This is a genomic window from Streptomyces luteogriseus (assembly GCF_014205055.1).
Taxonomy (GTDB): Bacteria; Actinomycetota; Actinomycetes; order Streptomycetales; family Streptomycetaceae; genus Streptomyces; species Streptomyces luteogriseus.
Genome location: NZ_JACHMS010000001.1, coordinates 2377121 through 2391820, shown reverse-complemented (window position 1 = coordinate 2391820; position 14700 = coordinate 2377121). Strand labels below are relative to the sequence as shown.

Here is a 14700-nt window from a genome sequence, read left to right as displayed (position 1 = left end):
GAGTACCCGCTCGCCGCCCTACTCGCGTTCCTCGGCGGTGGCCCGCCGCCGCATCGCCGCGAAGACACCGAGCCCGCCGAGGATCACGACACCCGCGACGATGCCGACCACGACCGTCGTCGACGCCGCGTTGTCCGAGGACCCCCCGGAGTCCGCGGGCACCGCCGACCACCAGCTCCAGTAGCCGTCCTGCCCGTAGATGTTGCCCGCCTTCGCCGGCATGGTCGTGATCGACTTGATCTGGTCCGTCCGGAAAGCCTCGACCGCGTTCGGATACGCCATGACGTTCATGTACCCGAGGTCGTACAGCCGCGACTCCATCTGCTTGACGATGTCCGCCCGTTTGGCGGGGTCGTACTCGGTGAGCTGCCGGGCGTAGAGCTCGTCGTACTTCTTGTCGCAGATGAAGTTGTCCGTCGCGCCCGTCTCCTCGGGGGTCGCCGGCAGCGCCCCGCAGGTGTGGATGGACAGCACGAAGTCGGGGTCGGGGTTGACCGACCAGCCGTCGAACGCCAGGTCGTACTTGCCGGCCAGCCACGGGTCGGTCACGTTGTCCAGGCAGTTGAGCCGGACGCCGATGCCGAGCTCGCCCCACCACTCCTGGAGGTACTTGCCGACCGCCTTGTCGTTCGGGTCGGTGGCGTGGCACAGCACGCGGTAGGTGATCGGTTTGCCGTCCTTGCCGACGCGCTTGCCGTCGCCGTTCTTCTTGTACCCCGCCTGGTCGAGCAGCCGGGCCGCCTCGGCCGGGTCGTACGACAGCTTCCGGTCCGCGGAGGGCTTCCAGAAGTAGTCCTGGAAGCGCGGCGGGATGTAGCCCTCGCCCTCGACGGCGTGGCCCCGGAACACCTTGTCGATGATGGCCTCGCGGTCGACGGCCCGGAACAGCGCGTTGCGCACCCGCTGGTCCAGCAGGGAGGGGTGGCCGTCGCCGAACTTCTTGCCGTTCTTGGCCTTGGCGCCCGGGTTGGTGGCGAGGGCGTAGAAGCGGCGGCCGGGGGCGTCGTTCACCTGGATGTCGTCCGCGCCCTTCAGCGACTCCGCCTGAGCGGGTGTCAGGGACGGGGACCCGGCGACGAAGGACACCTCGCCCTTGCGCAGCGCCGACACGGCCGCGTCCTGGTCCTTGTAGTAGCGGAAGACCAGCTCGTCGAACTTCGGCGACCCCCGCCAGAAGTCCTTGTTGGCCTTGAGCCGGACATAGCTGTCGGCCTTGTAGCCGCTCAGCACGAACGGGCCGTTCCCCACGACCGGGAAGCTCTTGTCGTTGTTGAACTCGGAGAAGTCCGAGACCTTCTCCCACACGTGCTTCGGCACGATCGGCACGTCCAGCGCGGCCATGGTGGCCTGCGGCTTCTTCAGCTCGATGACCAGCTTGGTGGGGCTCGGGGCCGTCACCTTCCTGAAGTTCCCGACGTAGCTGCCGTTCGCCGTGGCCGCGCCGGTGTCGGTCATCATCTTGTTGAACGTCCACGCCGCGTCCTCGGCGGTGGCCCGCTGCCCGTCCGACCACTTGGAGGTGTCGCGGATCGTGTACGTCCAGGTCAGCTTGTCCGGCGACGGCTCCCACTTGGTGGCCAGGCCCGCGATGGCGTGGTTGTCCTTGGGGTCGTAGTTGGTCAGGTACTCGTACATGAGCCGGTGGATGCTCGTGCTGAGCAGCCGGACCGCGAGGAACGGGCTGAGCGAGTCCACGCTCTGCGCCACCGCGACGGTCAGCACCTTCTTGCCGTCGTCGGCCGCCCGGGCCTGCTGGGACGCCGGGTCCAGCGGGGTCGCGAGACCGGCGGTGAGGGTGAGCGCGGCGGCCCCGGCCAGGGCGACGAGCCGGAGGCCGTGCGGGAGGCTGCGTTTCTGATCGTTCGTGCCCATGGTCGGACCTCGCGTCATCGCTCGGACGGGAAGGACGGGTTGATCAGCTGTCAGCTGCGTGATGTGTGTGTACCAGCGGCCGTCTCCACCCGTCAACGGCGCATTCACCCCTTGTGGCCTGCGGAAATAACGAATTGGCGAGCTTTTCGCACCCATTGGTCGAGACCACTGACGCGCCCCTGGCCAGGGCCTGGCAACGGAATTCGCCCCCGAACGCGCAAAGGCCCGCGCCGAGTCGGAACGGCGCGGGCCGGGCGGGATCGGCCCCTCGGAAAGGGGCCGATCGGGTGAGGTGATTACTGCGTCGGAGGCGGGGGCGGCGGGGTCTGCCCGTCGGGCTGGCCCGGGTAGCCGGGCTGCCCGGGGTGTCCGGCCTGGGGGTATCCGTAGCCCGGCTGCGGGGGAGCGGCCGGGGGCTGACCGGGCTGCGCGTACGGCTGGCCAGGGTGGGCTCCCGGATGGCCGGGCTGCTGTCCCGGCTGTCCCGGCTGTCCGGCCTGCGGGTACGGCTGGCCGGGCTGGGCCGGGGGCTGACCCGGCTGGGCATAGGGCTGCCCGGGCTGCGGGTACGGCTGTCCGGGCTGCGGGTACGGCTGTCCGGGCTGGGGCTGCTGGGGCTGCTGGGGCTGCGGCGGGTACGGGCCCGGCTGACCCGGAGCCGGCTGCTGCTGGCCGGGGTAGGGAAGCTGTCCCGGCTGGGCGTAGGGCTGACCCGGCATGGCCTGACCCGGCACGGCCTGGCCGGGCGTGGCCTGACCGGGCAACGGCGGGGCCGCGACCGGCGGCGGGTTGCCGTCCGAGGTCCACAGGCCGTGCGACTGCTGATGACGGACGAAGTCTTCGGCGACCATGGCCGCGAGGTTGAAGTACGCCTCCCGCACCTTCGGCCGCATCATGTCGAGGTCGACCTCGGCACCGGCGGAGAGATGCTCGTCGAACGGCACGACGATGACACCCCGGCAGCGCGTCTCGAAGTGGGACACGATGTCCTCGACCTTGATCATCTTGCCGGTCTCACGCACCCCGGAGATGACGGTGATGGACCGCGAGACCAGGTCGGCGTACCCGTGCGCGGACAGCCAGTCCAGCGTCGTGCTCGCACTGCTCGCCCCGTCCACGGACGGCGTCGAGATGATGATGAGCTGGTCCGCGAGGTCCAGCACACCGCGCATGGCGCTGTACAGCAGACCGGTACCGGAGTCGGTGAGGATCACCGGGTACTGCTTGCCCAGCACGTCGATCGCGCGCCGGTAGTCCTCGTCGTTGAACGTCGTGGACACCGCCGGGTCGACGTCGTTGGCGATGATCTCCAGTCCGGAGGAGGCCTGGGACGTGAACCGCCGGATGTCCATGTACGAGTTGAGGTACGGGATCGCCTGGACGAGATCGCGGATGGTCGCCCCGGTCTCCCTCCGCACCCGGCGCCCGAGGGTGCCCGCGTCGGGGTTGGCGTCGATCGCGAGGATCTTGTCCTGGCGCTCGGTGGCGAGCGTCGAGCCGAGCGCGGTGGTCGTGGTCGTCTTGCCGACACCGCCCTTGAGGCTGATCACGGCGATCCGGTAGCAGGACAGCACGGGCGTACGGATCAGGTCGAGCTTGCGCTGCCGCTCGGCCTCCTCCTTCTTCCCACCGATCTTGAACCGCCCGCCCCCGGCCGCCGGACGGCTGCTTTTCGCCTTCTGCTTCTTGCTGTTGAGCAGCCGGTCGGACGACAGCTCCACGGCGGCGGTGTAACCGAGCGGCGCGGCCCCGGGGTTGGTCGGCTGCCGCTGGTCGTGCTGCATGGGCTGCGGCCAGGCGGCACCGGTACGGGGGTCGACGGGCTGCTGGGGCTGCCCGGGGTAGGCCTGCTGCCCGGGCTGCCCGGGCAGCCCCGGATGGGCCGGCTGACCCGGCTGCTGCTCGGGCTGACCGGCATGCGGGGGCTGGGCCTCGGGCTGGGGCTGGGCCTGCGGGGGCACGCCGGGCTGGGGCTGCGGAGCGTGCGGCTGGGGGAAGCCGTAGCCGCCCTGGGCGTTGGGGACACCGGGATGAGGGAAGCCGTAGCCGTCCTGCGGGGCGGGCGCGCCCGGCTGGGGGAAGCCGTAGCCGTCCTGGGGGGTCGGCGCGGGGGCGGGCGGGGTGCCGGGCTGCTGCGCCGGGGGCTGCTGGGCCGCCGGGGCGGGTGCGCCGGGATGGGGGATGCCGTAGCCGTCCTGCGGGGTCGGCGCGGGGGCGGGGGTGCCGGGCTGCTGCGCTGCCGGGGCGGGCGCGCCCTGCTGCGGGAAGCCGTAGCCGCCCTGCGCGTGGGGCGCGTGCGGGCCCACCGGCTGCTGCGCCGGGGGCTGTGCGGCCGGGGCTGGGGCGCCGGGGTGGGGGAAGCCGTAGCCGTCCTGCGGGGTCGGCGCGGGGGCGGGGGTGCCGGGCTGCTGCGCTGCCGGGGCGGGCGCGCCCTGCTGCGGGAAGCCGTAGCCGCCCTGGACGTTCGGCGCGGCCGGGGGCTGAGCTCCAGGGGGCGGGAAGCCGTAGCCGCCGGGCTGAGGTACGGGCTGGGCGGGCGGCTGGTTCGGAGGCGTCGGTGCGGCCTGCTGGTTCCACGCGGCGGGCGCGGGCTGCGGCGCCTGGGGCTGGAACGGCGGCTCGGGCTGGAACGGCGGCTGCTGGGCGGGCACCGAGGGCTGCGGCGGCACCGGCGGCTGACCCTGCGCCGGCCCGTTCGTGTCGGCGGGCCGAGCCTCCGGCCGGGGCTGCTGCTCAGGCTGAACGGGCCACTGGTTCGCGGGCGCCGGGGCCGCCGGCTGGTACGACGGCGGCAGCGGCGGCACACCCTGTGGGAGCGGGGGAACCGAGTCGGACGGCGCGGTCTGCGGAGCCTCGGGGGCCGGGGCGGCCGGTACGGCGTCCTCCGGCTCGCTCTCCGAGGAGGCGAGGTCGGTGGGGGGCGCGTCGGCGGGCTCGGCAGGAGCTGCCACGGCGTCTTCACGGAGGTGCTCGGCCCCGGCCGGTACGGCATCCTCGGGCTCGGGCTCGACGTCGTTGGGCTCGTCGGCCTGAGACGGGGCGTTCTCGGGCGCGGCGTTCTCCGACCTGGCGTCCTCCTCTTCGGCGTCCTTGTCTTCGGCTTCCTCCGGCCGGGCCTCGTCGGCGGACGCCCCGTCCTGGTCGCCGGCGTCCTCGGACTCGCTGTCGTCGGCCGCCACGACATGCGGCTCGACCACCACGGGCGCTGCGTCTTCGCCCTCCGGCCGCGTCTCCTCCGGCTCGGTCTCTTCGGCCGACGGCACGTCAGCGAAGGCGTCCGCGTCCAGCCCGTACTCCGAGACCGCGTCCGAGGCGCCGTCGGCCTCCGCGTCAGGGCCGTGGTCCTCCGCGTCATCCGCACGGACGTCGCTGCCGGAGCCGTCGGCGGACTCTTCCGCCTCGATGTCACCCTCGCCCCCGGCGATCGGCACCCGGGGGGCGTCGGGAGCATCGGGAGCCTCGGAGCTGTCGTCGGAGTCGGGGGCGACGGGGACGGCGGGCGCGGAAACCGCCTCGGCGGCGGCCCGCTCCTCGATCTCCCGCTTCAGGGCGACGGCGGAGAACCGCATGGTGGCGCCGCTCTCCAGATCACCGGCCGACGGGTCTGCCGCACTGGCAGCCGCAGCCGGAACCTCGGGAGTCCCGGACGCGGTGGGAGGAGTGGCAGGAGCCTCGGGAGCGTCCGGAGCGGCAGGAGCCGCCTCCGGGGCAGGAACAGCGGCCGGGGCCACCTCCGGCGGAGCCGACGGCGTCCACTGCGCCTGATACCCACCCACGGGGATGTTCGGCACAGCCGTGGGAGAGGCCGGACCCGCCTGGGGCGCCTCGGGCTGAGCCTGCTGCGACACCTGCGGCTCGAAACCGCTCCCCATCGGCAACCTGGGGACACCGGCCGGCCCTCCGGCGGCGGGTGGAGTGAACGGCGCGCCCGGCGCGGGCGCCGGAGGCGTGAACGGAGCCCCCGGAGCGGGCGGCGACGCGGGAGGAGTGAAGGGCGCACCGGGCGTCGGAGCCGGATGCGGTGCCGAAGCCGGCCCCTGAGCGGGACGCTGCCCGGGGAAGGACGAGACCCCACCCGAAGGATTGGCATGCGGCGGCGGAGTCAGCCCGGGCAGCGGCGGCACCGGCCCCTTCGGCATCCCGGAACCGCCGGGCCCTCCGGCAGCCCCCGGAGCACCGGACTCCTCGGACGCCCCCGCCCCCTGCCCCGAGGACGAGTTCCCCGAGGCGTTCTGCGTGTACCAGGCGGGCGGCGCGTAGTCGATGGTGAACTCGCCCGTCACCTCTGCTGCGGACTCCGCGTCGGGCTGGTCATCGCCGGGTGTCGCCCAGCCCCCGCGGTTCCCGTCCCGATCGCTGCTCACAGTGTTCCTCCTGGTGTGGTCGAGCACCCTCATGTCGTGCTGGGGCGACCCTTGCTTGTCGTCCGACGTCGTGCGAAGTCGTTTGAGGCGTATCAGGGGTCAACCGAGGTCGTCCGCTCCACAGGCTCCCCCGCCGTCCCCCTGGGACGCCGCCCGCCCACCACGGGTTCTGACGGCGCGCCCCGTCCCAGCCTAATCACCACACGTCCCGGCCCGGCAGACCCGTCCGCCCCTCCACAGCAACGCCGGCCCTCGAAAACCAGGCAAATGCCATGTAATTGCTGGCGCAACAGTTGACAAACCGGGTGCTGCGAACGGTTTCGCCGCCAGGCCCGTCAGTCCATCCGACGTGGCGTACCCAACAGCCCGGTCTCCGCGTCCGTGGGCTGTGTCATCACGTATTGCCGATCACGATCGGTACACCACAGGGTGAGGCCGTCGGAGAGCCCCGGCAGGGAGTCCATTTCGGCCCGGGTGAGCGCCATCGTGCGGCCCAGTTCCGTGGATTCGTCGGGCGACACCCTCTGAATGCCGACCAGCCGCGCCTGCCGCACGAGCCGCGGAGCGACCGGGCTGACGTACGGCAACAGCGTCAGCACCGACTGCCAGGGCCCGGAGACCACGCGACCGCGAGGTGGCCGCATCCCGCAGTCCCGCACCACCAGCACCGGCGTACCGGCCGAGGCACCCAGCGGCGGCACCCGCCCGACGTCGTACACGGCCATCCCGTTCTGAGCGCCCCCCATGGCGTGCACCATCGGCATCCAGACCTGCGCCCGCGCCGTCTCCACGGCGACCCGCGTCCCTGTTGCCGCCGCCCTGAGCGCGATGACCTGCACGGTCCACAGCCCGCCGATGAGCACGACGTCGTACGGCAGCGGCCGATTGAGCCCGAGTACAGCGGGCCGGTTCTCCGCGTCCACGCCGATGACGACGCCGTCGTCGGCCACGGGTAGGGCGAGGGTGTCCAGTTGGTCGATGCTCACGGAGTGCCGAGGGTGCCTCGGGCCGATCAATCCGAAGCCGCGGCGCAGCAGTTCACGCGCCCGCTCGGGGGCTGAGGACTGCGGCTCACCCTGTCCGGTGACCGCCGCCCGTCCTACGCGCGGGGGCGTCGCCGTCACCGGGCACCTCCGAGGGGCAGAGTGGCGAGCATGCCGGGCACCTGTTCCCGGTCGAGCCGGGAGAGCCCCATGCCTGTGTGCCGGGCCGCGGCCTGCACTGCACGCCGGGCGGCGACGAGTTCGTCGTCGCTGCGCCCGGTCACCCGCAGGTGCCCGCAGACAGACACCTCCTTCCGCTCCCCGCGCCTGAGCGTGAGGCTGAAGGTGGTGGCGAGGGTGGGGACGGCCGTGACCAGGGCGACGAGCTGCGGCAGCGACGGCGCCCTCTCCCCACCCAGAGCGGGCCACCGACGGATCCAGTACGTGGTGTGTCTGCGGTTGTCGCAGCGCCAGTTCCGGCCCGACTCCTCGGTCCTACGCTCCCTCGTGTCCGTCCGCCCGGCCTCCGCTGTCACCAGCGGGTTGGCGCAGGCCGACGTGGCGATGGCGGAGGTCAGCTGCTCCTCGTCGAGGAGGGTCGCCCGGAATCCGGATCCGGTGAGTCGGCTCGCGAGGTGATCGGCGGCACGCACCACGCACTTCTGCGCTCCGACCAGGCCGCCCCCGCGCGCGGCCACAGCTTCGGCGCACAGCTCCGGATCGAGCTTCAACGCGATCCACGTGATGCGTACGGCCGGCGCACCCGTCTGCTCCTGCAAGGGCGCGTAGTTGGCGACTGCCACGGACTGCCGGGGCAAGTGGATCGCGGGCGCGGGCTGGGTGTGGAGCACGACCTGTGCCGACTCCAGCCGGACACCGTCCACCTCCAAAGCGTCGTGCACCAGAGACAGGGGCAACGGCTGTTTGTTCCGCTCGGCCCGCAGGGCGGTGGCGTCGGCCTCGACATGCAGGACCGCGGTGACGAACGTACCGTCCCCGACGATTCCGACGGGTCGGCGGTCGCGGCCGGTGTACGTGTACGTCCGCAGGCTCGGGTCGCACTCCACGGCCGGCGCCAGCCCCGGCTCCGTGCCCTCCGGTAGCGGCGTACTCGCGGCCCGTCGCTGTCGTGCACGAAACGCCTGAGCCGTGGCCAGCCACTCGGGCAGGGAACGCCCGCGGCGACGGAGGAAGGAGAGCAGCACCAGACAGCCGGCGAGGACAGCCGCAGGCACCAGGGCCACGGGACCGATCACCCATCCGACGAGCAGGATGGCCGCCGCGGCCTCGAACAGGACAAGGCGTTGCAACCGGAATGCCCCGACCCGACCCGAACGCACCGTGGAGTGGAGCGCGCCCGGCGAGTCCGGCCGCTGCGCCGGTCCTTGTCCGGACGCCGAAGCACCCCGTGTCCGTGATCGGTCACGGGATCGGGCGCCCGTCCTCGAAGCCCTCACTCCATCCCCCCGTCTGCTGACAACCCGCTGCTGTTTCAGCACCGCACCATGCCCGTGAAGGCCCGGGCACCCTACCCGCTCCACAAGTCCCCGCGGATACCAGGCATAGTAGGGGGCCGCTCTGACACAGGGGCGGTCGGCATGACACACCAGGCGAGCGCGGACATCTGAACACGGGGAGAGACAAGCAGAGATGGCATCTCGGCGCGACCAGCTCAATGCCTACACCTTCGCGAAGCGCCGCATGCTCGCGGCCTTCCTGCAGTCGTCGCCCGACGGTTCGGAAGAGGGGGCGCCTCGTCCCCTGCGCGCGGTCATCCCCGGGGTCATCGTGGGCGTGGTCGTCATGGCCGTCTTCGGGGCCTGGGGCATGTTCAAGCCCACCGCGCCCAAGGGCTGGGACGAGCCCAACGCCAAGGTGATCGTCGCCAGCGACTCGACCACGCGCTACGTCGTCCTGAAGACCGGCAGACAGGTCCAGTTGCACCCGGTCCTCAACATGGCCTCCGCCAAACTGCTCCTCGACGAAGGCCAGGGCGATGTGGTGACCGTCGCCGAGTCCGTCCTCGACAACGGCAAGATCCCCCACGGAGCCACCATCGGCATCCCGTACGCGCCCGACCGTCTCCCCTCGGCGTCCGAGGCGGGCGGCGAGAAGCGCTGGGCGGTCTGCGAACGCCCCAGCGCGGGCGGGGAGTCCATCCAGAAGGCGGCCCTGGTCCTCGCCTCCCGCGACTGGAAAGCGACCGAGGGCAAGGGCGAGAAACTGACGGGCGGGCAACTGCTCTACGTCGTCGCCCCGGACGGGAAGCACCACGTGGTGGACGCGAGCGGACGCTCGTACCCCGTCGACAAGAGCAACGAACTGCTGCTGCGCGCCGTCGTCGGCTCCGGACGCAAACCGCAGAAGGTCTCCCGTGAGTGGCTGGAGACCCTGCACACCGGCGACCCGATCTCCTTCCCGAAGATCCCCGACCAGATCGGTGTCGCGGCCGACGCCCCAGGTCAACTGGACGACAAGACGAACAAGGTCGGCATGGTCCTCAAGGCATCCGACCTCAACAGCGACCAGTACTACGTGGTGTTGCCCGGCCGGGTCGCCCCCGTCTCGGCCTTCGTCGCCCAGCTCCTGCTGTTCAGCGAGGACCTGGCCTCCCTCGGCCAGGCCGGCGAAGCAAAGGACATGAGCCCGGGTGCGATCGTTCCCGGCAAGCCGTTCGGCACCGAGCACCGCTGGCCGGTCGAGGACCCCCAGCCCGTCAACGATGCCTCCGGCGCCGCAGGAAGCCGCGGCACCGTCTGCAACGTCCTGCGCGGCGTCGACGCCGGCTCGGGGGCCACGACCCAGAGCACCTGGGCCGGCACGGATTTCCCGGCCAAGCTTCCCGCAGGCTCCTCCAGCGCCTACGTCACGCCCGGCTCCGGCCAGCTCTACCGCCAGTTCCAGGGCAGGGAGACCAAGGCCGGCCCCGTCTTCCTCGTCACCGACACCGGCCTGCGCTACGTCCTGCAGTCCAACGCCGACAGCGGCGCGGACGACGCCGGCATCGGTACGACGGCCGAGGACCGCCGGCAGGCCCAGCAGGAGGCCCGGCAGGCCCAGACCCGGCTCGGCTACAAGGACGTGGACCCCGCGCCGATCCCCGCCGCCTGGTCGGAGTTCCTGCCCACCGGCCCACGCCTGTCGACGACGGCGGCACGCCAGCCGCAGGGTTCCTGAGGGGCCCGGACATGTCACACGTGCCCTCCATCCTCCGCAGGGCGACCGCGGTGACGGCGGCGACCCTGCTCACGACCGCCCCCGTCGTCCTCGCACCCCCGGCGGCCGCGGCCGACCTGCCGTACTCGGACCAGTGCGCGTTCCCCAACGGGAAATACCCGGGCCGCCCCTGGTCCCTGCAGCGCGTCCTCCTGGACGAGCTGTGGAGCCAGTCCACGGGCAAGGGCATACAGGTGGCGGTGATCGACACCGGCGTCGACGTGACGAACCCCCAACTCACCGACGCGGTCGACGTGAAGAGCGGCCGCAATTTCCTGCCCAAGAACCTCAAGGACGACGACGGCAACCCGATCGAGCGGGGCAAGGAGAACGGCACCACGGACACGGTCGGCCACGGCACCAAGGTCGCCGGCATCATCGCGGCCCGGCCCGCCAAGGGCACCGGTTTCGTGGGCCTGGCCCCCGATGCGACCATCATCCCGATCCAGCAGAACGACGCGGAGGGCAACGGCGACGTCGGCACCCTGACCGACGCGATCCGCTACGCCGTCCAGGCCGGGGCCGACGTCATCAACATCTCCCAGGACACGACGAAACCGATGAAGTCGACGTCCGATCTGGCGCTGGCGATCAACCAGGCCCTGGCCCGGAAGATCGTGGTCGTGGCCTCGGCGGGCAACGACGGCCTCGGCGGCAACGTCAAGGAGACGTACCCGGCTTCCTACAATGGCGTCCTCGCGGTCGCCGCCTCGGACCGCAACAACGAGCGCGCCGCCTTCTCCCAGTCCGGCGAGTTCGTCGGCGTCGCCGCCCCCGGTGTCGACATGATCTCCACCGTCCCCAAGGGCGGCCACTGCTCCGACAACGGTACGAGCTTCTCGGCGCCGTACGTCGCCGGCCTCGCGGCGCTGATCAAGGCGAAACACCCCGACTGGACGGCCCGGCAGATCGTCGCCCAGATCGAACAGACCGCGGAGCGCACCACGGCGGGCCACGACCGTCTGGTCGGCTGGGGAGTGGTCGACCCCGTACGAGCCCTGACGCAGGACGAACACCCCATGGAGTCCCCCAACCCCCAGGCAGGCCTGGGCAAACCGGAAGCCCCCACCCCGGCCGAGTTCCAGGTCGGCGAAACCGCCGAGGAACGCAACGCCCGCCTCGCCACCTACGTGGCCGTGGGCGCGGTGGTCCTCGTCGCGGGGATGGGCGGCACGGCGGTGGCAATCCGGGACGCGCGGCGCAGGCAGAAGCGACGGGTGGAGGGCGGATCATGGACGCGCTGACCGAACTGAATGTCCTCGGCCTCATCCTGTCCGCCGTGCTGCTGGCCATGGCCTGCGTCAAGGCGGACCGCGTCCGGGCATGGCGCGCCGGCATCAACCCGTCGGCCGAAGAACTGTCCGACGCCTCCTTCATCGCCGCTCGCGTCGTGTTCGTCGCCCTGGCCGGCGTCGGCATCTACCTGTGTGTGCAGGGCTTCAAGGTCTCCGATGACACGGCGTGGGACGACACCGAGTTGACGACTGCGGTGCGGGGCGCCACGGACGCCTTGGACGGCAGTTCCGGTTTCGGCGACATCTATGTCGAGGGCAACGACACTGGCTGGATCGACGAATACGCGACAAGAATCGAGCAGGAAATCGTCGAGCACGGCGGCGGCGACGCCCCGCAATACGGCGTGACCGCGACGCCGGCCGACGCGAACACCGCTTCCGAGGCGCGCTATACGGTCACGGGCGCCGACTCGGCCTTCTGCATGCAGGTCACACGCACCCGGTCGAAAGACGGGGACTATGAGCCGCCGGGAATCGGGGGAGGCCAGGGGACGGTGACGGTCCCGTCGTATGACTTCGCGGTGACGACGCGTGAGGGTGGTTGCTGACTCCGTGGCTCGGCCTGATCTCGTCCGCCTCGCAACTCGCATACCACGAGAATCAGTTGGTCGTGTCTGACCCGGTGACTACAGTGGTCATCGAGTGTGCCGATCGGGTCATCATCTGTGCACCGCTCAACGACTTTATCAACGGGGAACGGGGAGGGAAGGCATGCTGCCTGCGGAGGGTTTCAAAGTCGGCTTGGAGGCGCTGGGAACCTTCAAGAAGCGTGTCGATGCCGTGCTCTCCACATTCGAGGGCTCACCCGGCAGCCCCCAGAAGATCGCGGCGCACGCCCTCTCCGAGGCATCTTTCAGCGGCTCGGGCGGCTTCGCCGAGGCCAAGGGCCTCCACAGCCAGTACGAGCGCGTCCACGAACGCCTCACCGCACTCTCCAAGAACCTGGGCCTTCAGATCGAGGCGATGCAGATCGCCGTCATGGGCGCGGGCGGAAACTTCAGCAACATCGACGAGGAGGAGCGGCGGCGGTTCTGGGAGATCACGGCTGATATCGGCCGTCAGCAGCTGGAAGCGAAGCAGGAGAGGCAAGCGGCGGAGGCTGCGAAGCAGGGCGCGTCCGCGCCGAAGAGCAACGACGAGCGGACGGTCACCTACTAGTGAGCGACAAGCAGAAGCCCCAGGAATCGCACCAGGCGGAGAAGGAGCAGGCCGCGGCGCAGGTCAGCGCCATCGACATGGTGAGCGGTGCGACGGGGGTAGCCCAGCTCCTCCCCTTCGGCTGGAAGGTCCCCCGTGTCTTCGGCAAGACGAACTTCGAGGGCCACGCCCTGAACGCCATGATCGACATGGTCGAGTCCGCGAAACCAGAGGACTTGGAACTTGCGGGCACTGCCCTGCTGAACGCCCAGACCGCCATCGAAGAGGCCGCCGAGGAACTCGAAGGCCACATCACCCGGGTCGACTGGGAAGGCGAGTCGGGCGAGGCTTTCCGTAAATGGGGCGCCAATCTCGTCATCCACGCCCGCAAACTCGCCGCCTTCGCCGACGCCGCCGGCACCCAGGTCACAGCAGCGGCCACGGGCCTCGCCTCCGTCCGCAGCGCAATGCCGCCGCGCGACACCCGAGAGGACCCCAAGGCGGTCGCGGACATTCCGACACCCAAGCAAACCGAGAGCAACGCGGAGTACGCGGCTGCGGTCAAGGCCGAGAAGGACCGCCAAGAGGCGATCAACCAGATGAACCGGCTGGCGTCCTTCTACGCGGTGTCGGAAGAGATCATGGCGGCGCAGGAGCCGCCGACGTTCGAGCCCATGCCGGATGTGGGGGTGCCCAAGCCGGATCCGACCTATGGGGATCTGAGAATCGAGGGAGGGCAAGGCACTGGGGGGCTAGGGTCCGCACACCAGTCCCTGGTGGCCGCACATGACTCCTCGAGTACGGCGACTGGGCACGCGCGATCCGGAGACCCTACGTCGCCGCTTAGGCAAGTGGACGCCCCGACCGTTTCCTCGGATGCGAGCATCGGCACGAAGATCGACAGCGTGGGCACCCTGCCGTCACAGGAAACCGTGAGGCCGTCGACCAATGTGGCGCCGACGATGACTGGTGCGAGTGGCGGCAACGGTGGGACGGCCTCTCCCCTTCCCTCCGGTACGGTTCCTCCCGCCCTCAGCGGGTCGGCCGGCCGCACCTCGGCCTTCGGCGGAGCGAACGGCAACAGGGCCCCGTTCTCCGCTCAAGGCCGTACAGGCGCTCCGAGCGGGACCGTCGGCGGTCGCGGCGCCACAGGCCCGATGGGGCATGCCACCACCACGGGGCAGTCAGGTGCTCGAGGTGGCAGCGCTTCCCCCATGGGCCGAGGCGTCTCCGGCGGAATGCCACGCACCGTCGGAGGACCGGCGAGCGAACGCGCGGGCAGTGCGAGTGCCACGGGTGCGGCGCGCGGTAATGGAATTGTCGGCGGAAGACCCGCCGCAGGTCCTCAAGGGGTGACCGGTTCCAAGGTCCCGCGCGGTACGGTCGTCGGCGCTGGCGGCAACACCGGCTCCCGTGCGCCCGCCGGCCAAATCGGGCAGCGCGGAGTGATCGGGGCGCCCAACTCCACCCCTGGCGCGCGTCCGGGCCAGACTGCCCGTCCAGCCGCGGGCAATGCGGATGGCGTCGTCGGTACACCCAAGGGGCAAGCCCCAGCAGGGAGAAGCGGTGGACCGACCGTAGACGGTGCAGGCGCGCCGCATGGCCGCCCGGGAAACCGACGAAACACGAACCGCAGGGATCGTGAGGGTGAGTCTCAACCGCAGACCCCGCGACGCAACACGCCACCAGTGACTGACTGATCAGAGCGAGGATCTACAGAGGCATGACAGGGATCAGCCCACGTGGCGGAATGACGGCGTTCTTCGCAGGACGTGCCGGAAGACGGGTGTCCACCGCGTGCGCGGCACTCGGTGCTTTCGCAGTCATGTCTTC

General features: G+C 71.1%; 9 protein-coding genes and 1 pseudogene. 5 read left to right on the top strand and 5 right to left on the bottom strand.

The window, feature by feature from the left end:
* Window positions 1-18 precede the first annotated feature (18 nt).
* The 5 genes and pseudogenes from BJ965_RS10345 to eccE all read right to left on the bottom strand — a co-directional run bounded on the left by BJ965_RS10345 (window position 19) and on the right by eccE (window position 8676).
* Window positions 19-1872, bottom strand: coding sequence for an ABC transporter substrate-binding protein (locus BJ965_RS10345; protein ID WP_184908395.1), 1854 nt, complete (start codon window positions 1870-1872; stop codon window positions 19-21).
* A gap of 296 nt (window positions 1873-2168) precedes the next feature.
* The gene (locus BJ965_RS10340) at window positions 2169-5441 is read right to left on the bottom strand and encodes a nucleotide-binding protein (protein WP_221513088.1); all 3273 of its coding nucleotides are present in this window, start codon (window positions 5439-5441) and stop codon (window positions 2169-2171) included.
* Between the two features lie 666 nt (window positions 5442-6107).
* Window positions 6108-6269, bottom strand: a pseudogene (locus tag BJ965_RS40120) (SCO5717 family growth-regulating ATPase); the annotation flags it as partial.
* 302 nt (window positions 6270-6571) lie between these two features.
* Window positions 6572-7360, bottom strand: coding sequence for a hypothetical protein (locus tag BJ965_RS10335; protein ID WP_184908393.1), 789 nt, complete (start codon window positions 7358-7360; stop codon window positions 6572-6574).
* A complete protein-coding gene (gene eccE / locus BJ965_RS10330) occupies window positions 7357-8676 on the bottom strand; it encodes a type VII secretion protein EccE (RefSeq protein WP_184908392.1) in 1320 nt (439 codons plus the stop codon). Before eccE ends, BJ965_RS10335 begins: the two co-directional genes overlap by 4 nt.
* A gap of 193 nt (window positions 8677-8869) precedes the next feature.
* Between eccE and eccB the strand changes: the two genes are divergently transcribed.
* The 5 genes from eccB (at window position 8870) to BJ965_RS10305 (ending at window position 14567) form a co-directional block, all read left to right on the top strand.
* Window positions 8870-10396 (top strand): type VII secretion protein EccB, encoded by a 1527-nt coding sequence (gene eccB, locus BJ965_RS10325; protein WP_184908391.1) that lies wholly within the window; start codon window positions 8870-8872, stop codon window positions 10394-10396.
* A gap of 11 nt (window positions 10397-10407) precedes the next feature.
* Window positions 10408-11679, top strand: a complete 1272-nt coding sequence (gene mycP / locus BJ965_RS10320; RefSeq protein WP_184908390.1) for a type VII secretion-associated serine protease mycosin — start codon at window positions 10408-10410, stop codon at window positions 11677-11679.
* Entirely contained in the window at window positions 11667-12278 is a 612-nt protein-coding gene (locus BJ965_RS10315) for a hypothetical protein (RefSeq protein WP_184908389.1), read from the top strand. The genes mycP and BJ965_RS10315 overlap by 13 nt, the downstream gene beginning before the upstream one ends.
* A gap of 163 nt (window positions 12279-12441) precedes the next feature.
* Complete coding sequence (locus BJ965_RS10310) at window positions 12442-12888, top strand: hypothetical protein (RefSeq protein WP_184908388.1); 447 nt, start codon at window positions 12442-12444, stop codon at window positions 12886-12888.
* Window positions 12888-14567 (top strand): hypothetical protein, encoded by a 1680-nt coding sequence (locus BJ965_RS10305; protein ID WP_184908387.1) that lies wholly within the window; start codon window positions 12888-12890, stop codon window positions 14565-14567. Before BJ965_RS10310 ends, BJ965_RS10305 begins: the two co-directional genes overlap by 1 nt.
* The last annotated feature ends 133 nt before the right edge of the window (window positions 14568-14700 follow it).

Coding starts and splice junctions, on each gene's coding strand:
- BJ965_RS10345 (WP_184908395.1), bottom strand. CDS start 1,872: ATGGGCACGAACGATCAGAAACGCAGCCTCCCGCACGGCCTCCGGCTC.
- BJ965_RS10340 (WP_221513088.1), bottom strand. CDS start 5,441: ATGCGGTTCTCCGCCGTCGCCCTGAAGCGGGAGATCGAGGAGCGGGCC.
- eccB (WP_184908391.1), top strand. CDS start 8,870: ATGGCATCTCGGCGCGACCAGCTCAATGCCTACACCTTCGCGAAGCGC.
- mycP (WP_184908390.1), top strand. CDS start 10,408: ATGTCACACGTGCCCTCCATCCTCCGCAGGGCGACCGCGGTGACGGCG.
- BJ965_RS10315 (WP_184908389.1), top strand. CDS start 11,667: ATGGACGCGCTGACCGAACTGAATGTCCTCGGCCTCATCCTGTCCGCC.
- BJ965_RS10310 (WP_184908388.1), top strand. CDS start 12,442: ATGCTGCCTGCGGAGGGTTTCAAAGTCGGCTTGGAGGCGCTGGGAACC.